Raw genomic sequence first — 23,364 nt, 5'->3', positions numbered from 1 at the left:
TACGCCAGACGCCGCGTTTGCTCGCCAGCAACGCGATCCGGCACGGCCTGATGGGCGGCAAAGGCGGTAACATCCGGCCCTTCGCTTCGCGACGTAGTAATACTGAACGACGAAAGGGCGACCTCCCATGGAAAAACGCAAGTTCAGGCCAGCCGAGCTGTTACGCAGCTTTGAACTGGTTCAGCAATACGGCGTGGCGAGCAGTGATGGCTGGGGGCGGGAGTACGGCCCCATCAAGGTGAGTTCAGGGATCGATGGCTACACCATTACGCTGGAAAACCGCCGCGCATCGGTTACCGTTAATTTCCACAATACCCTGTCTTTTAGCACCACCGACGGTGCCGCACTGGAAAGCCTGCACCGGGATATTGCCAACGTCAGCCGGGACCTGAATGAGGTTGCCTAGCATCGCCGATAGCACGCTGCACGGGTAACGGCGGCCTGGCTTTTGCCCGGCTCGCCTCAAACTCACCCGCGCTAGTCTTTTACTAAGAACTGCGCCCGCGCCTTGGCAATGGGACGACCTGGGTCATCCTGCCAGGCAGTGATACTCACGTTGATCATTTTGCGCCCAAAAAATACCAACTCGCACCGGCAGAAGGTTTCTTCAAATTTTCCGGCGCGCACGAAGTCCACCGCAAAATCGACGATTTTAGGCGTACTGTCGCTACCTCCCTGGCTCAACACATGAATCATCGCCGACAGTTCCATAAACCCGGCGATGGCGCCGCCGTGCAAGGCAGGCAGAGTCGGGTTACCAATATTGCTTTTCCGCGCTGGCAGTAAAAAACAGCCGTCTTCGTTGATCATTTGGATGCCCAGCGTTCGCGCATAGGGCACGCGGTCAATACGCGCTTGAAAATCGTCTGTCATTTACGCCCCTCCCTCTGTCGCTTCGGCACGTCGAAACTCTCGGCGCATCTCCTCAAACAGCGCTGACTCCATTCGGAAGAAATTACCTACCGCAGAGGCGATCGGGTGTTGAACATCACCGTGATGGGCAAGAGCGCGGGTAAATATCACGCTCTCACTAACGCGGTACACCTCGGCATCGGCAATCACGCTTTTGCCCGGCGTCGCCGCGCGCATGTAATCGATGCGCAGGTCAATCGTGGGCGTCATGCCTAGGTCATCAAGGGCGGTGGCCGCGGCAAACCCGCAGCAGGTGTCTAACAGCGCAGTGATAGCGCCGCCGTGAAGCACTCCTGTATCGGGGTCTCCAATAAGCGATTCTCGATAGGGCATACTCATTTGCACGTGGTGGTGCTCGACGGCCTCGACAGCGATACCCAAGGTCGTGAAGTGATCACCGGGGTTCGACTGCAGTACCACATCCACAAAGCGACGTAACTCTTGAAGGTCCAGAGCCATACCAACTCCCATTACAATTCAGCGCGGCAGTTTACCGAGACTTAATCGCCAAAAACAACTCGGCCGTTGCCAGGGCATCACTGAGTGCATTGTGAGCGGGATAGGCGGGCAAATGGTAGTGTTCGCGGCAGTCAGCCAAACGCAGCTCGCCGTTGCGAACCGGTTGATGAGCGCGCTCACGGCGGCCGTGCTCAATTTGCAGGGTGTCGACATAGGGCAGCAGCAAAGGCGCCGCCAAGTGCGTTTGGCAAAGTGCGTTGAGAAAAGCGATATCCAGCTCAGCGCAGTGAAACAGCAACACTCGGCCGGAGGCGGCCTTGAGTAGCGCTTGCAACACCTCCGCCGGGGGTTCACCGTCTACTCGGTCGCAATCGCGCAGTTGGTGGATAACGGCACTTTCGCCCACCAGCGACTCAGCGCGTAAAAGGTGGTGACGCGCCGCCGACAGGTCGATCTCGCAATGAGTAATCGGCACCCAGCCGATACTCACGACCTCCCCTGTATTTGGGTCCAGCGAGGTCATTTCCAGATCGATTGCGAGGTAGGCGGCATCTCTGGCAGGCGACTGCCAACAGGGCGGTGACAACTGCCAGCAGTCGCGCAACGCGCGCGCGGCACGCCGGCGATACTGATAGCGTTTGAATTGCAGGCGCAGCGCCTGACAGAACACCGACATGTCAGTTACCCGCTCGATAGCGCAGCTTGATAATATCCTCGGCCTGATGGACCACCCTGAATGCCTGCTTTAAGTGGCTGCGCTGCAACCGGGTAAGCTGGCGAGGATCGCAGTAATTATCGGGCTCGTCGCCAGCGGCAATTTGCGCGGCCTGCTGTTGCAAACGGATGCCATTGATCAATGTAAATGCATCCTCAAGATTGCGACTATCTGCCAAGCTCATCTGACCAGCGCGCGCCAGTGCCTGCAAGCGCTTATGGGTATTTACCGCGGGAATGCCATTGGCCAGCGAGTGCAGTCGGGCGAGCTCTATCACCGGCAGTACACCGCGTTTTTTCAGGTCGAGGCTGTGTTGGTGCTCGCCGCTGCGCTCCAGCAGAAAACGGCCAAACATGCTCAGCGGCGGCGAGCTTGCCAGAACATTCTCTGCCAGCGCGGCAAGGAAAATGGTATTGCGCTGGCTGTGAGCCAACATATGTTGCTGCAAGGCCTCAGCCAGGCTGCGGCTGCCGGCAATGGCACGCAGGTCGAAGAAAATACTGATGTGCATCACTGCACTGGCGCTGGGGCTGGTCATCCATCCGTCGACCATCGCCTCCCAATCGGCGGCGCGCTTGCGCCACTTTTCCGACTTGGCCATCACGTCACCCGGGCAGTAGTCATAGCCGCAGTCATTAAGCCCAGCGCAGACAAAGTCGGCGAGTTGCGCAAACCACGCCATGTCGTCGTCGATTGCAGCATTATCAATCAGCAAACCGTTGTCCTGGTCACCACCAAGTAACTGCTCGCCCCGAGCCTGGGAGCCAAAGCCCAGCCAGCAGTAGTCGCAGGGAGCGGGGCCAAGCGATTGTTCGGCAAGGTCGATAAGCCGCCGCGTCAAGGCATCACTTACCGCGGTTGTCATTTGCGTAATCTGCGTCACCGGCGTATCGGCCTCTACCCATTGGCGGAACAGGTTCGGCAGGCGCGCTAGTTGCTCCTGAAGCGCTGTAAGAGTGCTCAACCGCGATACCCGCTGCACAAAGTAGATCGGGTCGTCTTCCCTTGCCACGTTGACATCGGAGGTGGTCAGCACACCGAGCAGCTGTTGCGCCTCATCCAACACCGGCAGGTGATGAACACCGCGATTGGTCATCTCCAACACAGCATCGAAAAGCGTTGCATCACTTGCCAGGGCGCAGGGGTTCTCGGTCATGATGCTGGCCACGGTTTGATCGGGCGATAGCCCCTGGGCCAATACACGGCTGCGCAAATCGCGGTCGGTGACGATGCCCATTAGGGTTTCATCGCGTGTCACAAAGGCCGACGACACGCGGCGCTCGGTCATTGCCTGCGCGGTTTGCGCTATCGAAGTCTCGGGGCCAACTTCGAGCGGCTGTTGACTCATTACCGAGGTAACCGGCTGCATTAAAAACGACGGCTGGCCGCGAAAGCGCGCGGCGCGACGCAATAGCCGCTCACTGCGCGCATGGAAAAAGCGGTCTATATGGCGATGTTGGCGCCGCAAACTGCGCAACGCATCGTCCGGCAGGCGGTATATCAAGCAATCTTCTATGGCAACGAAATAGCGCGACTGTGTGACTTCGCCGTCGCGACTGTGGCCATTCAGGGAAAAACTTTCCCCACTCTCAAAGCGCTGCAGTAAGCCGCTCTCTTGCTGTTCATCAACAACGCCGCTACGCAGGATATACAGGCCGTCACCATCCATCGCACTAAAGCGGTGATGGCGTCGCACATATTTGATACGGAGCTGACGAGCAACGTCTTCCAGTGTCTGTGGGTCAAGGCTATCAAAGGGCAAACATTCGGCGAGAAAATCACTCACCAATGCCAGCTCTGCTTTATCACTCATTTGCGCCCCCTGGATCGAAAGTGTTACTGCTGGCCGCCGCGAAAATCTCGCTCAAAGCTGGTTTGGTAGACGGTAAATTCCAACCCTGTTTGACCAAAGTACTGTGCGCCATCGGCGGTCGCCACGACGCGCAGCTGTGGCGCCTCGGTCGCAGGTACTGAGGTGCGAATTAACCAGACCTTGCCATCGGCGGATTCGGCTTCCATATCCATAGGTGGGTAATCCACGGCACTGTCCGGGGCAATGGAAATTTTAGCGCCCTGCAAGGGGAAGGCAGATTCTAAACGCAGCTTAATCACGTGCTCACTGCGAAACTCCGGCCGCAGCGTCAGTGCAAAGTTGCCGTTCTTGAGGGTGCATTCGCCACTCTGATATCGGCATTTAGACATCGCAGCCAATTTATATACAGCGCCTGCTTCGGCTTTATGGGGCCGCTCGCTCACCATTCTATCGACACCAAAATAAGCGATGATCGCCAAAATCGGCGTAACAATTAATGCGGTAATCGTGTGTTTGCTGGTAAGAATTGATGTCGCACTCATTGCGCAGATCCCTTGTTATTGTGTGTTCGACTTTTACTATCATCCTTGGTCGAATGAATTTCCATACTCGTCGAGGAAAAAAAAAGCAGGCCCCTGACGGTGCCTGCTTTGTATCGACCGCTAGTGTCGGCTTAGTGATCCTGCGCCGCACTAACACCAACAGGAACGCGGATGTGCTCAACAAGTTCCTGCACTTCTGCTGGCGGTGCTTTGGTCACTGCAGACACCGCAAAGGCAACCGCAAAGTTCACCACGGCACCCACTGCACCAAACGCGTTGGGTTCAATGCCAAAGAACCAATTCGCTGGCATATCGCCCAAGAAGGCGGTGCTGGCCACGAACATAATGCCTTTGTGCTGGAACACGTAGAACAAGGTGACACCGATACCTGCAATCATCCCAGCAATGGCGCCTTCTTTGTTGATGCGGCGATTAAAGATACCCATCATCAACACGGGGAAGATCGAGGAGGCCGCCAAACCAAAGGCCAGTGCTACCGTACCCGCCGCGAAATCAGGTGGGTTGAAACCGAGGTAGCCCGCAAAGCCGATCGCACCTGCCATAGCAATTCGGCTGGCTCTCAGCTCTGCTTTTTCGGAGATGTCAGGCATCAATACGCCCTTCAACAGGTCGTGGGAGATCGCCGATGCAATTGCCAGCAACAGACCCGCCGCAGTAGACAATGCTGCTGCGAGACCACCCGCTGCCACGAGTGCAATAACCCAGTTGGGTAGCTTGGCTATCTCAGGGTTTGCCAACACCATGATGTCGCGATCGACTTTGACCATTTCATTGGTCTCCGCACTCGCGGTGTATTGAATGCGGCCATCACCGTTTTTATCTTCGAACTCAAGAAGACCGGTTTTTTCCCAGTTTTTAAACCACTGTGGGCGCTCTTCGTAAGCAAGGTTTTGTTCAGCACTTGGCGGCGCAATGGTGTTGTGCAGGTTCAAACGTGCCATGGCTGCCACTGCCGGCGCAGTTGTGTAGAGAATGGCAATAAACACCAGTGCCCAACCCGCTGAGGTACGCGCATCTTTTACTTTAGGCACCGTGAAGAAGCGGATAATGACGTGGGGCAAGCCCGCCGTACCGATCATTAGCGACAGGGTGTACACAAACATATTCAAGGTGCTGCCACGAACATTGTTGGTGTAGTCGGCAAAGCCCAACTCGGTAATCACCTGGTCCAGGCGGTCGAGCAAGTATACGTCGGTACCACTGATCGTGCTGCCCAAGCCAAGCTGCGGGAGGGGGTTGCCGGTTAAGTTAAAGGAGATGAAAAAAGCGGGAATGGTGTAGGCCAAAATTAACACGCAGTACTGCGCGATCTGCGTATAGGTGATGCCCTTCATGCCACCGACAACGGCGTAGACAAAGACGATAGCCATACCCACCAGCAGACCGACTTCATAACTGACCTCTAAGAAGCGCGAGAAGGCCACCCCTACCCCTTTCATCTGACCGATAACGTAAGTCACCGAACAGATAATCAAGCAGACAACGGCAACGATACGCGCAGTCCTTGAGTAGAAGCGGTCGCCAATGAACTCAGGTACCGTGAACTTGCCGTATTTACGCAAGTATGGCGCCAGGAACATGGCCAGCAGCACGAAGCCACCCGTCCAACCCATTAGGAAAACTGAGCCGCCGTAGCCCATATAGGCGATCAGACCAGCCATTGAGATAAACGACGCCGCGCTCATCCAGTCAGCGGCAGTCGCCATGCCATTAGCAACGGGGTGAACTCCACCGCCGGCTACATAAAAGTCTTTCGTTGAACCGGCGCGCGCCCAGATGGCGATGCCGATATAAATGGCGAAGGTAAACCCCACCACAATATACGTTAATGTTTGAAGTTCCATGATGGCTGCCTCTTATTATGCGTCGTCATCTACGCCGTATTTACGGTCGAGATCGCCCATTTTTTTTGCGTAGATAAATGTCAGTGCCACAAAGGTGTAAATAGACCCCTGTTGCGCAAACCAAAAGCCCAATTTGAATCCACCTAACTTGATAGCATTGAGCTGTTCTACAAACAGGATTCCGCATCCGTAAGACACGATGAACCAGATCACTGACAGCCAGAGCATTAACGTGAGGTTTTCACGCCAGTATGCTTTCGCCATTTCTTTCGATTGAAACGCCATTGTTATTCTCCTTTATTCGTCTGAATCACGGCGACATACTCTTTATGCGCTTTGTTGTCGCCGCAATCCATTCGACTTTAGTCAAGAGCGGGACGCTCAGAACACGTACTTCACACTAAACTGCAAGCGATCCAACTCACCGCTGTCGTCGCCGTTAATGCTGCCTTCAATATGTTTTTCGCCGTGGATCAGCTCAGCACCCAAGGTAAGTGCCTTAACCGGCGAATACAGCAAGTTGGCGTGAGCACTGCGGTAAGCGCTTGGCGTGCCAGCGGGTGCGTTGCTGGGCTGATCGGCTTCGCTAGCGGACAACACAAAGCTGCTGCGCCACTTGGGTGCCCAAAAGTGGCGGTAGGCGATAAAGCCACCCACGGTGTCCAGCAGGTCGATATCGCCATTGCTTTCAATGTAACCATCGCGGAAGCTCTGCAAACCCAAGTAGCGGCCAAGATTACCGGCGTTCAGCTGGAACTTGAGGTCATCTTGACCCAGCTGCCATTTACCCGAAAAACTCAATCCATAACCCATCTCGCTCTCGTCACCTTCAATGGGTTGCGCGAGGTTATTGCTAAAGTTTTCTTTGTAAGCAATCTCACGCAGCACCGTTGCCACGCTATAGCTCAGATCGCCTGATTTACCGTTATAGCGAACAACGACATCGGGCAGACTATTGTTGTCAAAATCACCGCCGCCTGCGGCGCCACTAGTACCGCCATAGAGCCCAGTGGACGGGTTTTCCACAGCAACCATCAACGAACTGCCATTCCCCACACCGTGGGTCCAACGCAACTGCGCCTGGCGCTCAAATACTGTGGCCACCGGGCCAACAAAGTCGAGGGTCTCTGGCAGGCTCGCCACGTTAAAGAAAGTGCCCCAGGTTTGACCGGCAAGGAAGGAGCTGTCTTTGTCGTACTGCCAGCTTACAAAGGCATGACGAATGCGCGATACCGCAGAATTACTGAGTCGCTCATCGCCGATTTGGTTGACACCAAAATCCATTTCAATGTGGGTAGAAATGGTACCGGCATCGGTCTGCGTCGCGGTTTTGAACCAGATACGCGAATATTTTGCCTGCATATCAAAGTGAGCATCGCCGGACTCGCCTCCCACGGGAATAACGGAGGGCACCAGGAAATCGTCGCCCACCGCCGCCAAGGCACGCTCGCCTCCACTGTACTGACTTACCATCGCGTCTAACTTGATATAGCCACCAAATTTATACGTCGTGTTGCTGGTCGATTGGGCGGTGGATTCAGCCAGCGCTGCTTCTAAGCGCTGCACGCGCTGCTCCAGCGACTCCGCGGAAACGGAACCCGCGGCAACAGCCAGTGGCAGTGCCGCAAGAGCAGGTAGGTATCGAGATGCGAAAGTGCGCCTTTTATTGCTTTGCATAAGAGTGTCTCCCGGTTGTTTTTATCTGTCACTGGAGGTTATAGGCCGACTTTGCAAAGCTGCGTATTAGCCATTAGTCAAATATCGACGAAAGTCTATGACGGGAGTGCTCAGTCGCTCGACCAAGGTCTAATAGCGAAAAATGCACTCGCGGAGAATACTGTGTGACATAACAAGAATGCACACCTTGAACCGAGGGCAAAGCCATGACAGAACAACGCTACCCCATCAAAGAGTCGATTCGCGAGAATGCTTACATCTCCGCAGACGATTACCAGGCAATGTATGAACAATCGGTCAATGCCCCCGATGCGTTCTGGAAGCAAGTATCGGAACGAATCAGCTGGTACCAGGCTCCTAGTAAAATAAAGAACTGCAGTTTTGATAAAAACGATCTTTATATTAAGTGGTTTGAAGATGGCGTACTCAACGCCTCTGAAAACTGTTTAGACCGACATCTCAGCGAGCGCGGCGAGAAACTCGCGCTGCAATGGGAACCGGATGAAGAGGGCCAGGCCTCACGACAATTCACTTATAACGAACTTCATCAAGAAGTCTGCAAACTCGCCAACGGCCTCAAGAGCCTGGGCGTTAAAAAAGGTGATGTGGTTACTCTTTATATGCCAATGGTTCCGGAAGCCGTTTTCGCGATGCTAGCCTGCGCACGCATTGGCGCCATGCACTCGGTGGTTTTTGCCGGCTTCTCGCCAGAAGCGCTGGCAGGACGCATTAGCGATGGTCAATCGGCATTGGTAATCACCGCCGATGAGGGTCGTCGCGGCGGTAAAACGGTTCCCCTGAAGCAAAACGTCGACGAGGCCATAGAACTCTGCTCTCCGGCCTGCGTTGAAAAAGTTCTGGTGCTCAAGCACACCGGCGCCGATATTCACTGGCGCGCCAACCGCGACGTGGAATACCACAGCCTCGTTGAGCAGCAGTCTGCAGTTTGCCCACCCGAGCCGATGAACGCCGAAGATCCGCTGTTCCTGTTGTACACCTCTGGCTCAACCGGCAAGCCCAAAGGGGCGGTGCACACCACTGGCGGCTATATGGTGTACACCTCTCTGAGCCACCATACGGTGTTCGACTACAAAGCGGATGAAGTTTACTGGTGTATGGCCGATATCGGCTGGATCACCGGGCACAGCTACGCGGTATATGGCCCGCTCAGTAACGGCGCCAGCTGCATCATGTATGAAGGTGTCCCCAACTACCCCGATTGCGGGCGACTGGGCCGGATTATCGATAAATATCAGGTGAATACCCTGTACACCGCGCCCACCGTGATCCGCGCGCTGATGGCCAAGAGCGAGGAAGCCACGGCCACCAGCAGCCGCAGCTCCTTGCGCCTGCTCGGTACCGCGGGAGAGCCGATCAACCCAGAGGCCTGGGGCTGGTTCCACGACGTCTTTGGCGAGGGCCGCTGCCCTATCCTAGACACATGGTGGCAGACCGAAACCGGTGGCATGATGATTGCCCCGATGCCGGGCGCCACAGAATTGAAGCCCGGCTCAGCCACTCAGCCGTTCTTCGGTGTGCAACCAGCACTGCTGGATAACGACGGAAACGTCTTGGACGGCGCCACCGATGGCAACCTGGTCATTTGCGACAGCTGGCCCGGGCAAATGCGCACCATCTTTGGCGACCACCAGCGCTTTATCGATACCTATTTCTCCACCTTCAACGGCTACTATTTCAGCAGCGACGGTGCCCGCCGCGATGCTGATGGCGACTACTGGATCACCGGCCGCGTGGACGATGTGCTCAATGTCTCTGGTCACCGCATGGGAACTGCCGAGCTGGAAAGTGCATTGGTTGCCCACCCGAAAGTGACCGAGGCCGCCGTGGTTGGCTTCCCCCACGAGATCAAAGGCGAAGGCATTTATATCTACGTTAGCCTGCAGCAGGGCGAGCAAGGCGACGACGCCCTGTTGCAAGAGTTGAAGCAGTGGCTGCGCCGCGAAATCGGCCCGATTGCCTCTCCCGACGTGATTCAGTGGGCCGACGACCTGCCTAAAACGCGCAGCGGCAAGATCATGCGCCGAATTCTGCGCAAGATTGCGGCCAACGAATACGACGCCCTGGGCGATATCTCCACGCTTGCCGACCCCTCAGTTGTTGCACGGCTTATTGAGGGACATCAACACATCAACGAAAACGCTGCGTAAACTGAATGTGCAGATGCGGGGTGGTGACTCTCTCCTCCACCCCGAGAAGCCGGGTCTTTACCACAGGCTTTTCCTAAGCGCTTGCCCCGCACTGCGGGGCTTTTTTATACTGGCCTAATCGAAAAACAATAACTGAACAATGAGGCCCCATGACCCAGCGATTTCTGATCGCCGACGATCACCCGCTTTTCCGCTCGGCCATGCGCGGCGCCCTGAGCGCGAGCTTTCCGACTGCACGCATTGACGAGGTCGGCGATATCGGCAGCCTTCAACAGGCCATCGACGAAGACAGCGACATCGATCTACTGTTGCTGGACTTACATATGCCCGGCGCACAGGGCTTTAGTGCCTTAGTCCACCTGGAGGCCCAGCACCCGGAAATACCGATTATGGTGGTGTCTGCCTCTGAAACCGAGGAAGTGATGTGCCGCGCCATTGATTACGGCGCCAGCGGTTTTTTGCCCAAGAGTAGTTCGCCAGAACAGATCAGTACCGCCATTGCACAAGTGCTGCAAGGAGAGCGCTGGCTGCCGGAAAATGTGCGCTATCAGCAGGCCAGTAGCAGCGATGAAAAATCGATCGCCGAGGTCGTGGCAAGCTTGACGCCCCAGCAGTTTCGCGTTGCCAGTTATTTGGTACAGGGGCTGCTGAACAAACAGATTGCCTGGGAGCTGAATGTCACCGAGGCCACGATCAAAGCCCATATCACTGAAATTTTTCGCAAACTCAGTGTGCATTCGCGAACACAGGCCGTACTGATGCTGAGCCAATTAGACGTGAACACGCCGAGCGTAGAGTAAGCGGAGCCGCAAGGCGGCTCCGCACCGTCGGCGACCTAGCGGCGTATCACCGCGATCTCGGTATCGGCATCCAAAACTGCCCACCACTGTCTGGCGTTGGCATCGTAACCCAGCAGGGGCTGACTCTCACAAGCCGCTGCGCGGTTTGGCATGGCACCGATAAAATCCTCCTGCCAGGCACTTTCAACGACGCATTCCGGCGTGGCGATGGCCTGCCAACTTTGCGCAGTTTTCTGCGCCAGAATACTGCTGGCGAAGGGCACAGACTCATTCACTGTAAAAGCCACCGCATAGGGGTCGGCCTTGGCCGCGCTGATATCCCAGCTCTGTGTCGCGCTGCTGGGCAACACGGTGGGCGCCTTGGCTGTGCCATCTGGTTGCGACAGTGGCAGGCCAGTATCAGCGGCAATATCCCGCTCACCACCATAAGCCCCCTGGTAAACCCCTGTTTGGTTTTGCATGCCGCTGATAAGCAACCGATCCGTCAAGGTGTCTGCGGTCTTGCCTTGCCAGCTGAGCGTCACGTGTTCTTTAAGGTCGATCGTCGTTTCAGGAATCAGCAGCACATTCTCGGCTTCATCAGGCACCGCGCGATAGCGGTTATTCAGGTTCGGCGTCCAACTCTCGTGGTATTGGTAAAGCCACTGATAAGCGAGCCGCGTTAAATCCATCAGGGATTCCGCGCGCGAGAAGCCGGGCACATATTCCATATCGCGGGTGCGTGTGTCCGTGCGGTTAAAGGTGTCATTATCGCCACCCACCAAACGCGCTGACGAGCCGTCATCAGCAACACAGGTATCGGTAATATATTCGGTCTGGAACACCAGCACTGAGCGCGTGCCGTCGGGAATCGAGTTGGGATAGACCACGGTTTCGCAGCGGTTCTTGGCCCGTGAGAACTGATCCATCAACACCCACTGCGCGTCAAAGTCCTGGCTTGGATCATTGCTGCGCGCCTGGTGCTCCGCGTAATAGGACTGATAGTCAACGCGGTCGCCATCAAAGCGCAATATCGACGAATTCACGTCAAAGTGATCTGAGCCTTTGCTTTCACTGTACGTGGCATTTTTCTGGGACACGATCGCTTGTACTAACTCGCGCTCGCCATAGCGAAATTCATAGCCCTTGTATGAGGCATTACCCGCCATGATCTGGGTATACACCCCCATTTGATAATTGCCTCCCGAGGGTGTGGAGCTTGCAGGAAAGGTTGTTTGCATGGTCGTTGCGGAGATCAACGAGCGCTGATATTGATGCTCATGACCCTGCACATAAATGACATCGTGCTCAGCAAAGAACTCGCGAATATCTTTCTGAACACCGTATACCCAGTCATCGCCCTTGGTACCTTCTACAATTTGCTCGCGAGTTTGGCCGTATTTCGCGCCGATCAATCCGTCGTGACTGGCGACAACAATGTGCTCGACATCGGTGTTGTCAGCCACCACGTCTTTTATCCAGTCGATCGCCAAAGGCAGGTTGTAGTATGCCAGACCAATAATGAGTACGTTGCTGCGCACAACATAGTAGTTCACCCATTCGTAACCGGGCATGTGCACCGCGTCCTCGGGAATGTAATTGCGCATATTGGCAATCCACTCCGTCGTGTAGGCATAGTTCATTTCGTGGTTGCCCATCACCGGCAAAAATTCTATGCCGCCTTCTCTGAAGTCTTCGGCGACCGATGTCCACTCGCCCCATTCAATCGTACTGCCCTTGTCGGTGAGGTCACCGACAGCAATGACTAGATCCACGCCCTTGGCCGACTGATGTTTCAGCACCTCCCGCATCGGGTACATCGCAACGTGCGCTTGACCCTGCGCATCGGATCCGCCTTGGGTATCCGGAAGTAAACCAATGCTGAATGGCTCGGCACGCACCGGCGAGGAATCACCGCTACTGGAGCTGTCGCTACCTGAGTTACAGGCCGTCAGCGCGCTGGTAAGAAGAAGACCGCCGAGCAAACGGCGGGAAATTGAGAAAGTCATAGTAAGTCCGCTGTGAGGTGTTTTTGGTGAATTGCCTTAAAAACAGCGGACATTAGACCTACGTATGGTGACAGCCCCATTGCAGGGCCATGAAACTCTGACGACATTTTTATGACACAGCAACTATGTCGCCAAATACCCTTTATGCGTTACCCCAGCCCCTTGCCATTTTACGCATTAAGCCACGCAGCGCCGCCGGCTTAACCGGCTTAGCAAGGAAGCGATAACCTGCATCGATGACCGACCGGCGAACCGCATCACTGTTGTCGGCGCTGATAACAATTGCCGGGAGCGACGTGCCCCAGTGATAGTTCAGGGTTTGCAATAACTCCAGCCCCGTCTCGCCACCGTCCAAGTGATAGTCTGCCAGCACAATATCGGGCGGTGTATCCAGCGGCCACTGACTCAGCACATCGCTGAGCGATGCACCGGCAAACACGCGGCACTGCCACTGCGCGAGCAGGCTCTGCATTCCCGCGCGAATCGCCGCTTCATTGTCCACACACAGCACCGTTAGCCCCGCGAGTTCTGACTGCAGGGCCTCTTCGGCTACCGTAGCAGCTTCGCTCGCCGCAACCGCATTGACGATAGGTACCGTTATAGAGAAAACCGTGCCGCGCCCCGGAACAGAAACCATGCTCAAGTCATGCCCTAGCAGGCTACTGATACGGCGAACAATCGATAGCCCAAGGCCCAGGCCGGCCTCCGTTTCACGGTGAGCCGCGTCGTTTGCGCGCTCAAACTCGTCAAAGATACGTTGCTGGTCCTGCTCGGCAATACCCGGCCCGGTATCGAGCACCTGGATACTCAGTTGCTCTCCCTGTCGTCGGCAACCCAACAACACCGTGCCCTGCGGGGTGTATCGCAGGGCGTTACTAAGCAGGTTTTGCACTACCCGGCGCAGTAAGTGGCGGTCACTGCGGGCCCAAAGCGAACAGGGTGCAACGCGCAATGTCAGGCCGCTGCGCTGAGCTATCACCGAAAACTCACGCCCCATCGTGTCGAGCAATGACTGTATGGCAAAGCTTTCGAGCTGGGGCTGCATTCTCCCGGAGTCCAGGCGCGCAATTTCGCGCAGGGAGGTGATCAGGGTTTCCGCGCCGGCCAGTGCTTCGTCAATGTGTTTCACATCGCTGCTTAGCGAACTGGCCCCGGCCGCCTGCTCTTCCACTTTTCCCGACAGCGCGGCGGTGAAGAGCCTGGCAGCATTGATGGGTTGCAATAGGTCGTGACTGGCCGATGCCAAAAAGCGATTTTTACTGGCGTAGACAGTATTCAACTCCCGCTCAATGCGCGCTCGCGTGGCATTTTCCTCTTCCAGGGACTGATTCACGGCCTCTAGCTCTGAGGTTCGAGCAGCCACCCTTTCCTCCAATTGCGACTTGGCGGCTTCCAGCTCATTAAAGATTCGCCGGTACTCGCTAATATCGGTATAGGTGGTTACATAACCACCATTGGCCATCGGTGTGCCGCAAATTTCAATGACCAAGCCATTGGGTAGCAGGCGCTCCAGGCGATAGGGTTTTGCCCCCTGCAACAGCCCCAGGCGCCGCCGAATCGCCGCATCAACATCGCTATCGGCATCGTGCAAATAACCGCGCTCGGCATTGTATTGGTAGATCTTGGCAATTGGGCAACCGACATAGAGCAGGCGCTCAGGGAAATTAAACAGATCGACATAGCGCTGGTTCCAGGCGACCAGGTTGAGGTTCCCATCCACCACGCTAACCCCTTGCGGGATAGTCTCTAGCGTGATTTGCAGTAGATCCTGGCCAAACTGAATTTGCCGTGAGGTCGTACCGATCAGCGACACAAATTCATCGATATCCAGCGGCTTGCGCTTGGCCAGCAGTTCCAGTGTTCGGTGCGCCGACACCGCCCCAACAATCGAAGCTAGCGACTCTTCGACATCTTTAATAACAAAGCGCGGCACTCGGTCACTAGGCAATAGGCGATGGCCCAGTCGCTGCTCAAAGCGCTGCCACATTCGCTCGCTGCGCCCGTCTCCGAGTAGCGGCACTAACAGGCGGTGAAGCTGCCAGGCATCAATGTCAGTGAGTTCCAACTCCGCTTGTAATTGGCGGCGCTCGACCCGCACCTCGGTAAAACTGCGCGCCTGACGCATATCGATGCTGCTAAAACGGCAGCGCCTGGAAATCAGCACCATTAGCAAACTGTTAACGGCCAGACTCCAAAACACGCCGTGACTCAGTGCGTCACCAAAATCAAAGCCCATCAGTGCTTCCGGACGCAGCCATTGCCAGCCCATTGGGCCGCTGCTCACCACACTGTGGCCCTGTCCCAGCACCGCCGGCAGTAGCAGCGTGTAGGCCCATAAAAAGCCACCGGCTAGCAGGCCGACTACTACTCCCTTGGCATGCCCCCGACTCCAGTACAAGGCGCCGATAATACCGGGCAACAGCTGCGCTGCGGCGGCGAACGATAACAAGCCAAGTGAAGCAAGGCCGCCGTATGCACTGAGCTGTTGCTCCAGCAGCCAGGCGGCAAACAGTACTGCGGCGATGGCAATACGCCGCACTTGCTGCAACCACCGGGCGTTGATCTCGTGCCCCTGACGAAAGCGCTGCCAGAGTGGCACCAGCCATTCATTACACACCATTACCGACAAGGTCACACAGGCGACAATCACCATGCCGGTAGCGGCTGACATCCCGCCTAGCAGGGCGATAACCGCCAGCTGGTTATTGCCCATATGCAATGGCAGCGAAACCACCAACATGTCGGCGGTACCCACACTGGGCAGCAAGCTCATTCCCGCGATCGCAATGGGTGCGATCATTGCGCAAAAGGCCAGCAAATACAGCGGAAAAATCCACCGCGCTAGGCGCATATCACGGCGACTGTGGTGCTCGACAACCATCACGTGAAACTGACGGGGCAGGCAAACAATTGCGGCAACTGCCAACAGCGTCTGCGTGAAAAAATTGGTCAGATCCGGTAATTGCGAGAAATGTCCCCAGCTTAGTGGGGCCGAGTCACTGCTCCACAGCAAACCCAGCGCAAATACCCCTACCATGACAAATGCCGCCAGCTTAACGATGGACTCAATGGCTACCGCCGCCATTAAGCCGCGATGTCGCTGCCGCTTCTCGACAACGCGGGTGCCAAATGCAACGGTGAACAGCACGAGTATTAACGCCGCAATAAAGCTGGTACTACCGGGGTCAACAAATGACACCGTACCGAACATCTCGCCGGTAAAGCTCTGCGAGCCCACATCCTCAGCGCGCTGATCCCAGAGGTGCTTTACACTGGTCCACGCCTGAGTAATCGCCTTCAATTGCAAGGCGATGTAAGGCAGGCTCCCCAATACCGCCAGAAAGGTCACCAGCGCGGCCAACAGTTGGTTCTTGCCGTAGCGTGAGCCCATGAAGTCGGCTATCGACGTTACCCGATTGCGGGTACTCATCACCGACAGGCGGCGCAAAAACGGCCAGCCAACCACAAACAGCAAAATTGGCCCAAGGTAAATTGGCAGAAAACCCCAGCCACTCTCCACGGCCTCGCCCACCGCGCCGAAAAAGGTCCAGGAGCTGCAATACACCGCAAGAGACAAACTGTAAATTAACGGCCGAAAACGGCGCGGCCACTCAGCGCGACGGTCAGCCCACCAGGCGATGAAAAACAACACCCCAAAATAGAGAAAGGCCAGTAGCATGACCCACTGATTTGCTGGCACTGTATGCCTCTTATTCGTTATTGCTATCGACGGCCCAGTCTACCCCAGCGTTTACGGCTGTGCATGCGACTAAAGTCTATGGCCGAAAAGTGGCCCTATTCCCGACTTCCTAGGCGCGCCAAGCCTTCCCCTGAGCGGCTGCGACGCGTAAGATGCCTGCCCGAAAATCGCCCGACGAGACTAGACCAAAGCCCGTTATGCCAGAGACTTTTTATCCCGGCCAACGCTGGATTAGTACCCCCGAGCCAGACCTTGGCCTCGGCATCATTCTTGAAGCAGCTAACCGTCGGGTGGTGATCGCCTTCCCCGCCGCCGAGGAAGAGCGTACCTACGCTGCGGATCGCGCGCCGCTGTCGCGCGTGCAGTTTCAGCCCGGCGATGAAATCAATGTGCCCGACCTGCCGCCAATGACGGTTGAGGACGTTCAGGAACACAATGGCTGCCTGGTATATTTTGCCGCCGACAGCAACGGCGAACTGCAGCCCATTCCAGAACAAATCCTCAGCGCACAAATTCAACTTCACAGTGCGCGGGATCGCCTGCTAGCGGGCCAGCTCGACCACACCAAACGCTACGAGTTACGCGTAAGCACGCTTGAACAACGCAACCGCGCCCGCGCCAATCACAGCCGCGGACTGCTCGGCCCGCGCGTCGAGTTGCTGCCCCACCAGTTTTATATTGCCCGCAACATCGCCCAGCGACACCAGCCACGCGTGCTGCTGGCAGATGAAGTCGGCCTGGGAAAAACCATTGAAGCTGGCCTTATCCTTCACCAACAGCTGCTGGAAGAACGCATCCAGCGGGTATTGATTTTGGTGCCCGACAGTTTGGTTCACCAGTGGCTGGTAGAAATGCGCCGCCGCTTTAATCTGAACTTCAGTATTTTTGACGAAGCCCGCTGCCGGGAAATCGACCCGTATCGCGACGACGCCGACAGCGTGTTCTTCGACGAGGAAGAAGAAAAAGCCCGCGAGCAAAACCCCTTTGAAAGCGAGCAGCTGCTGATCGCATCAATCGACTGGCTGGGCAGCCACCCTCGCCGCGTCAGCCAGCTTGAAGCCGCTGGCTGGGATACGCTGATAGTCGACGAGGCCCACCACCTGCAATGGCAAGAGAACGGCGAACAAACGCCGGGCTACGCCATGCTGGAAACCCTCTGCAGCGCCACTCCTTCTGTGTTGCTGCTGACAGCAACCCCAGAGAACGCCGGTATCGACGGCCATTTCGCTCGCCTGCGTCTGCTTGACCCCGAGCGCTACAATGACCTGCAGGCGTTTCGCGACGAGCAGCGCGACTACACAGACATTAGCGAGCTGATTAACCGAGTGCGCACTAACGGTGTCGACAGCGGCTTACAAGACGCGTTGCGCGCCTACCTGGATAGCGACTTGCTCACCGCTTTTGCTAATGACCCGCAGAGCCATCGCCAGGCGGTCGTCGATGCACTGCTCGATCGATTCGGCACCGGCCGCAGTTTGTTTCGCAACAGCCGCGCCTCAGTGGGTGGTTTCCCCGCCCGGGCCCTGCACGAGCACCCATTATCGGCCCCTGCACTCTACACCGCTGCGGCGGATGAGCTGCCGCTCCAAGACCGTCTGCACCCTGAGCCCCTGCTCGGTGATGACTGGCCGGACATCGACCCTCGCGTGCAGTGGCTGGAGAAATTTCTCCTCGGCCAGCCCGACGCTCGCTGCTTGCTGATTTGCGCCGATACCAATACTGCCCGCGAGCTCGAGCTCTACATGCGTTTGCGACGCGGCATTGCCAGTGCGGTATTCCACGAAGAAATGAGCCTGATGGAGCGCGACCGCGCGGCGGCCTACTTCGCCGATCCCGACGACGGCGCTCAGCTTTTGGTATGCAGTGAAATCGGCAGCGAGGGCCGCAACTTCCAGTTTGCCGAACACCTCGTTCTATTCGACCTTCCCCTGAACCCGGACCTGCTGGAACAGCGTATTGGTCGCTTGGATCGCATTGGCCGTCAAGGGGATGTCAATATTCATGTGCCCTACTACAGCGGCAGTGCGCAGCAAGCGCTGCTGAATTGGTATCGCGACGCCATGGCCATATTTACCGAACCGTGCACCATCGGTAGCGCCATGATGCAGCGCTATGAAAGCCAGCTGGTCGCGGCGCTGGAAGCGTCCACCGAAGCCGTCGATGCCCTGCTGTCAGAAGCGGCAAGCACCGCAGCAAGCCTGCGCGCTGAGCTGCACTCTGGTCGCAATCAGCTGCTGGAATTAAATTCCTGCCGCCGCGATCAGGCTGACGCGCTGGTAGCACAAGTGGCTGAAGAGCAACGCAGCGAGGAACTGGCCGCCTATTTGGAGCAACTGGCTGACCAGTTTGGCCTTGAGCACGAAGACCACAGTGACCAGGCTATTATCCTTCGCCCCGGCGATCATATGCTCAGCGATGTTTTTCCACAGTTACCCGAGGAGGGCCTGACCGGCACTTTCGACCGGCGTCGCGCGCTGAGCCGCGAGGACATGGCATTTCTCACCTGGGAGCACCCGCTACTGCGCGATGCCATGGAGCTGATCGCCAACGGCGATTTCGGCAGCGCCACAATGTGCACACTCGCGGTGAAGGGCTTGCCCGCCGGCAGTATGCTGCTGGAAACCTTCTTTAACCCTTCGCTGCAAGCCCCTGCAGCGTTGGCACTCGATCGCTTCCTGCCCGCCCAGAGTGAGCGGATTCTGCTGGATACTCAGGGCCGACAACTCAGTGACAAAGTCAGCCACGCCCAACTCAACGGCCTCTGCCAACACGTTAAGAAAGGCCTGGTGCCGGCGTTGATGCGGCAAATCCGCGAGCCCTTAACCACTTTGCTAAACAACGTGGAGGCCATTGCCAAACAGCTGGAAAGTCAGTGGCGAGAGCAGGCCTTAACCGCCTATGAGCAGGCGCGCAGCAGTGAGCGCGCGAGGCTACTGGCACTTGCCGAGCGCAATCCAGACATTGACGAGCAGGCCGTGCAACGCTTCGATAGTGAAACCGAACAGGGCCGTACTCATCTCGGGGCCTTGCGGCTAAATACCCACGCGCTGCGACTGGCTATTATCAGCTAAGTTGCCACCGACAGGAGAGCGCCGATGTTTCTTTTTTCCATGAACGCCAGCTCACGCAAAGACCAAGGTGAGTTTAAAAAAGACGAGGAAGTGCCCTTTATTGTCTACATCGACTTTAAAGACCTGTTTGGCGCAGAGCAGCTCGCAACCCTATTTGTGATGCGCGAGGGCTTTCGCGATGTAAAGGTACTTAAGCGCAGGCAGATTAAGGTCGACGCCGCCTTGGAGAAGGACCCGCAAGTTCAAGAGGCGATTAACAAGGGCTATTGCGTACAGGCCTTCAGCGCCCACTGATCTACCGCGAAAAAATCGTCGCTCACGCTACGCCGTGGGCACATGCTGGCGCAGCCACTGCTGAAATTGCGCCTTCGGCAAAGCGCCTGACAGGCGAGCGATCTCTCGCCCCTGGTGAAGCACAATCAACGTGGGAATGGAGCGAATTTGATAGGCCGCCGCTGCCTGCGGCTGGGCCTGTGTATCCACCTTCAGAAAGCGCGCACGCGTCGCTTCTTCTGCGGCAACGCTGCTGTACACCGGCGCGAAACTTTTGCAGGGCCCGCACCACGGCGCCCAAAAATCCACAACTACCGGCTGGCTACTGTGCTGTCGAAAGCGCTGAAGGGTTGCACCGTCTGCCGTGACGACCTGTCCATCTAATAATGGCGCCCGGCATTTCCCACATACCGGGCCGTCATCTAAACGGCTATCGGGTATACGATTGATCGCCCCGCACGCAGGGCATGGCAGTTGTTGGCTCGCCGTCACGACAATTCCTCTTTCATCCACAACGGTAGTTATCGGGACGAAAAACCGGATTTCAAGCGGCTCACGCCCCTGACGGTAGCAAGGTTAAAAATGCGCTAATGGCGCCGTTTACTGGCTCTGGCTTTTCCAACTGCACAAAGTGACCGGCATCTGGCACCAGAACGAGTGGCTGCAACCCGGGAATACGCTGACGCATTCTCGCGACCATCTCATCATCTAACGAGGCCACTACAGGGTCGGCTTCACCGGCAATAAAAAGTGCAGGCACGGTAATATTCTGCCCAGCGTAGGCCGCGCCGATGTGCCAGTTTTCGTCGGCGACCCGGTAGCTGGCCAAGGCACCACTGAAGGCATTACCGGCACCGGCGCGCAGATAATCGTCGACAATGACCGCCATATCGCCCTCACTCATCCACGGCCACGGCAAGCTCGGCGCCGGTGGCAGCACGTCCAGATACGCGGTGCCCTGGCAGGGAAAGCTCGCCCAATCGCCGAGGCTGCCCTCGGCACTTAACGCCCAGTATATGCGGCGTAAAAATTCGCTGGCATTGTGGCCGAGCTCGCGATCGGCCACGCCGGGGCGCTGAAAATACTGCGCGTGTAAAAATTGCTGCTCTGCAATCGCAGCAAAGCCCACACTGGGTGGATGTAGTGGCGATGCCACCAGCAGGGAGTCGGCATTGAGCACCTGCAGTTGTTCAGCAGGCAAATGTCCCATACAGCTGCGGCCGTAGTAATCGTGATCAAAGGGCACGCTAATACCGACCACAGCCCGCACGCGCTCGGGGTGCCTCAGGGCGAGGCTCCACACCAGTGATGCGCCAAAATCCTGCCCGATAAACACAGCTTGTTGAATACCAAACGCATCCAGCAAACCGCACATATCGCCAATTTGCTGGTTCATGTTATAGGCCGAGACATCCGCTGGGCGGCTACTCTGACCGTAGCCGCGCATATCGGGCACCACAGCGGTATAACCCGCATCGGCCAGAACCTGCATTTGGCTGCGCCAGTTTGACCAATGACCGGGATAACCATGGCAAAGCACGACCCAGGGGCCCTCCCCCTGACACCGTACGTGTAGGTGGATCCCGTTAACCTCGACCCTTTGCTGGCGCATGCCGGCCATGACCTCATCCTCTGGTTGCGGCGCGTAACATCCGCCCCAACCTCAGGGAGTCAACAGCCAGACTTTCTCCTGTGCGGGGCACTGACCCTTGAGTCCCCCAGGCACCAACTCACAATGCAATGGCTTAAGGGTATAGCGCTGCGCGTAGTGCCTATTTAGCTCGTCGTCACTAATGGCGAATGGCGGCCCGGGCATCGCGCTTTGCTGGTAGTCATAATTCACCAATAACTGCGGGGCCGCATCGGTCATTTGAATGAGGTGTTGTGTATAGTTCTCGCGCATTTCTGCCGGCAGAGCGACCAGTGCGGCGCGATCATAGATGGCATCAACCGCCCCGAGTAAAGGCGCTGTTAACGCAATGATGTCACCCAAGTAGATATCCAGGCGTGGAGCAGCATAGACGCTCAGTTTGCCGAGCTCGGAGATCACTTGGGTTTCACCTAGCTCACTGAATAACTCCTCGACAGCAATGCGGCCAAGCATCTGGGGCTGCCGCCAGCCACGGTGACCCGCCGGCTGCAAAAATTGGAATACCAGCTGGGGTATAAACTGCTGCAGCGCTCAGCCCGCCAATGTGTGCTCACCGTCGACGGCGAGGCGCTATACCAAGCCTACGCTGAATTAATCGAACAATTTGACCAAACACGGCAGCAGCTGCGCAGTGACATGCAACAGCTGCGCGGAAAGTTGCGGGTCCTCGCGCCAAGCAACATTTCTCACGGCACACTGCGCCCCATGTGGCTGGGCTTTACCCGCGACCACCCCGACATTCAACTCGAGCTGCAACTGAGCAACCAGCTGCAGGATATGATCAAAACCAAGGCTGATATCGCCCTGCGCATTGGCCCTCAAGCCGACTCGTCGCTGTATCAAAAAAAGCTGAGGCAGATCGATAAGGTGGTAGTGGCGGCAGCCAGCTACCTGAACAAGGCCGGCGAGCCGCAGCACCCCAGCGAATTGAAAGACCACCGCTTAGTCGGCACCACCATTTCCAGCAAATGGACACTGCGCCACGTTGAGACAGGGAACCTGCAGGAAATCCTCCCGCGTTTTGTCGCACAGTTTAACGACACCACTTTCGCCAAATACATGGCCGTCGACGCGCAGGGGATCACATTGCTGCCGCTCAGCGAGGTGAAACCCGAGCTCGACTCCGGGCAGCTGGTGCAGGTGTTGCGCCAATGGCAGGGGGAGCCGCGTGAGCTCTTTGCGGTGTGGCCAAGCGGCCGCCTATTGAGCGCCAAGGCGAAGTGCCTGCGTGACTATATGGCTGAATATATCGCGCGCCACTTGTCCTGAAACACACTGCACCCCATCGGCAATGCCTTGACCGTATTCGCCATTACGGTGCCGAGTGGCGGTGATTATACTGGGCGAATCACTGACAGGAGCCCACTATGGAAGTCCAAGATAAACTGAATGCCGTGCAGCGCTATGTCGATGCCTTTGAAACGGCGGACATCAACATTATTAAAGAACTCTACGCCGCCGATGCGACAGTCGAAGACCCTGTGGGAAGCGATATTCACAATGGCATCGACGCGATTGTGGCATTTTATGAGGGCGCACTAAGCGCGGGGATTAAGTTGCAACTGAGCGGCACGCCGCGCTGTGCAGGTAGCGAAGTGGCTTTCCCTTTTCAAGTGAAAGGGCCAGGCATGAGTATCGATGTGATTGATGTCTTCAAATTCAACGCCGAAGGCAAAGTAGTGTCTATGCGCGCCTTTTGGGGCCCGGAAAATATGGCCAGCTAATCATTC

The 23,364-nt window shown here is 56.7% G+C and carries 20 protein-coding genes; 7 read left to right on the top strand and 13 right to left on the bottom strand.

Annotated elements, in window-relative coordinates; translation table 11 throughout:
* Positions 1–127: 127 nt before the first annotated feature.
* Positions 128–406: a DUF3081 family protein gene (locus tag H573_RS0110525; RefSeq protein WP_027874240.1), complete on the top strand. Its 279-nt coding sequence runs from the start codon at positions 128–130 to the stop codon at positions 404–406.
* A gap of 71 nt (positions 407–477) precedes the next feature.
* On the opposite strand, the gene H573_RS0110520 is transcribed toward H573_RS0110525, so the two are convergent.
* The 8 genes from H573_RS0110520 to H573_RS0110485 form a co-directional block, all read right to left on the bottom strand.
* Complete coding sequence (locus tag H573_RS0110520) at positions 478–873, bottom strand: PaaI family thioesterase (RefSeq protein ID WP_027874239.1); 396 nt, start codon at positions 871–873, stop codon at positions 478–480.
* Positions 874–1,371 (bottom strand): PaaI family thioesterase, encoded by a 498-nt coding sequence (locus tag H573_RS0110515; RefSeq protein WP_051171204.1) that lies wholly within the window; start codon positions 1,369–1,371, stop codon positions 874–876.
* A gap of 31 nt (positions 1,372–1,402) precedes the next feature.
* On the bottom strand, positions 1,403–2,047 hold the full coding sequence (locus tag H573_RS0110510; protein ID WP_051171203.1) for an exonuclease domain-containing protein: 645 nt from the start codon (positions 2,045–2,047) through the stop codon (positions 1,403–1,405).
* A gap of 1 nt (position 2,048) precedes the next feature.
* Entirely contained in the window at positions 2,049–3,899 is a 1,851-nt protein-coding gene (locus tag H573_RS0110505; RefSeq protein ID WP_027874236.1) for a putative nucleotidyltransferase substrate binding domain-containing protein, read from the bottom strand.
* Positions 3,900–3,922: 23 nt separating this feature from the next.
* Complete coding sequence (locus H573_RS0110500) at positions 3,923–4,441, bottom strand: hypothetical protein (RefSeq protein WP_051171202.1); 519 nt, start codon at positions 4,439–4,441, stop codon at positions 3,923–3,925.
* A 131-nt stretch (positions 4,442–4,572) separates the two neighbouring features.
* Complete coding sequence (locus H573_RS0110495; protein WP_027874234.1) at positions 4,573–6,306, bottom strand: sodium:solute symporter family protein; 1,734 nt, start codon at positions 6,304–6,306, stop codon at positions 4,573–4,575.
* 15 nt (positions 6,307–6,321) lie between these two features.
* Positions 6,322–6,591 carry a DUF4212 domain-containing protein gene (locus H573_RS0110490; protein WP_027874233.1) on the bottom strand — a complete coding sequence of 90 codons (270 nt, stop codon included), beginning with the start codon at positions 6,589–6,591 and terminating at the stop codon, positions 6,322–6,324.
* A gap of 96 nt (positions 6,592–6,687) precedes the next feature.
* Entirely contained in the window at positions 6,688–7,983 is a 1,296-nt protein-coding gene (locus tag H573_RS0110485) for a DcaP family trimeric outer membrane transporter (RefSeq protein WP_051171201.1), read from the bottom strand.
* 206 nt (positions 7,984–8,189) lie between these two features.
* Here H573_RS0110485 and acs point away from each other — a divergent pair, with 206 nt between their 5' ends.
* Together acs and H573_RS0110475 are read left to right on the top strand one after the other, a co-directional pair.
* Positions 8,190–10,151, top strand: a complete 1,962-nt coding sequence (acs, locus tag H573_RS0110480) for an acetate--CoA ligase (RefSeq protein ID WP_027874231.1) — start codon at positions 8,190–8,192, stop codon at positions 10,149–10,151.
* Positions 10,152–10,300: 149 nt separating this feature from the next.
* Entirely contained in the window at positions 10,301–10,951 is a 651-nt protein-coding gene (locus H573_RS0110475; RefSeq protein ID WP_027874230.1) for a response regulator, read from the top strand.
* Positions 10,952–10,986: 35 nt separating this feature from the next.
* Here the strand turns inward: H573_RS0110475 and H573_RS0110470 are convergent, their stop codons facing one another.
* Positions 10,987–12,939 carry a metallophosphoesterase family protein gene (locus tag H573_RS0110470; protein ID WP_084498021.1) on the bottom strand — a complete coding sequence of 651 codons (1,953 nt, stop codon included), beginning with the start codon at positions 12,937–12,939 and terminating at the stop codon, positions 10,987–10,989.
* A 142-nt stretch (positions 12,940–13,081) separates the two neighbouring features.
* Positions 13,082–16,639, bottom strand: a complete 3,558-nt coding sequence (locus H573_RS0110465) for a PAS domain-containing hybrid sensor histidine kinase/response regulator (RefSeq protein WP_027874228.1) — start codon at positions 16,637–16,639, stop codon at positions 13,082–13,084.
* A 197-nt stretch (positions 16,640–16,836) separates the two neighbouring features.
* On the opposite strand from H573_RS0110465, the gene rapA reads away from it, so the two are divergent.
* The gene (gene rapA, locus H573_RS0110460; protein ID WP_027874227.1) at positions 16,837–19,710 is read left to right on the top strand and encodes an RNA polymerase-associated protein RapA; all 2,874 of its coding nucleotides are present in this window, start codon (positions 16,837–16,839) and stop codon (positions 19,708–19,710) included.
* A 24-nt stretch (positions 19,711–19,734) separates the two neighbouring features.
* Positions 19,735–20,004: a hypothetical protein gene (locus H573_RS0110455; protein WP_027874226.1), complete on the top strand. Its 270-nt coding sequence runs from the start codon at positions 19,735–19,737 to the stop codon at positions 20,002–20,004.
* 27 nt (positions 20,005–20,031) lie between these two features.
* Here the strand turns inward: H573_RS0110455 and trxC are convergent, their stop codons facing one another.
* From trxC to H573_RS17825, 3 genes are all read right to left on the bottom strand, one after another.
* Positions 20,032–20,475 (bottom strand): thioredoxin TrxC, encoded by a 444-nt coding sequence (trxC, locus tag H573_RS0110450; RefSeq protein WP_084498019.1) that lies wholly within the window; start codon positions 20,473–20,475, stop codon positions 20,032–20,034.
* Positions 20,476–20,536: 61 nt separating this feature from the next.
* Positions 20,537–21,604 carry an alpha/beta fold hydrolase gene (locus H573_RS17830; protein ID WP_036256507.1) on the bottom strand — a complete coding sequence of 356 codons (1,068 nt, stop codon included), beginning with the start codon at positions 21,602–21,604 and terminating at the stop codon, positions 20,537–20,539.
* A 42-nt stretch (positions 21,605–21,646) separates the two neighbouring features.
* Positions 21,647–22,087: a class I SAM-dependent methyltransferase gene (locus tag H573_RS17825; RefSeq protein ID WP_051171199.1), complete on the bottom strand. Its 441-nt coding sequence runs from the start codon at positions 22,085–22,087 to the stop codon at positions 21,647–21,649.
* Positions 22,088–22,108: 21 nt separating this feature from the next.
* Here H573_RS17825 and H573_RS17820 point away from each other — a divergent pair, with 21 nt between their 5' ends.
* Both H573_RS17820 and H573_RS0110425 read left to right on the top strand, forming a co-directional pair.
* Positions 22,109–22,903: a LysR family transcriptional regulator gene (locus H573_RS17820; protein WP_051171198.1), complete on the top strand. Its 795-nt coding sequence runs from the start codon at positions 22,109–22,111 to the stop codon at positions 22,901–22,903.
* A 98-nt stretch (positions 22,904–23,001) separates the two neighbouring features.
* Positions 23,002–23,358 (top strand): nuclear transport factor 2 family protein, encoded by a 357-nt coding sequence (locus H573_RS0110425; RefSeq protein WP_027874224.1) that lies wholly within the window; start codon positions 23,002–23,004, stop codon positions 23,356–23,358.
* The last annotated feature ends 6 nt before the right edge of the window (positions 23,359–23,364 follow it).

It is taken from the genome of Neomelitea salexigens DSM 19753, assembly GCF_000422345.1.
GTDB lineage: Bacteria > Pseudomonadota > Gammaproteobacteria > Pseudomonadales > Spongiibacteraceae > Spongiibacter > Spongiibacter marinus_A.
This window is presented reverse-complemented; position numbering and strand designations above follow the sequence as displayed.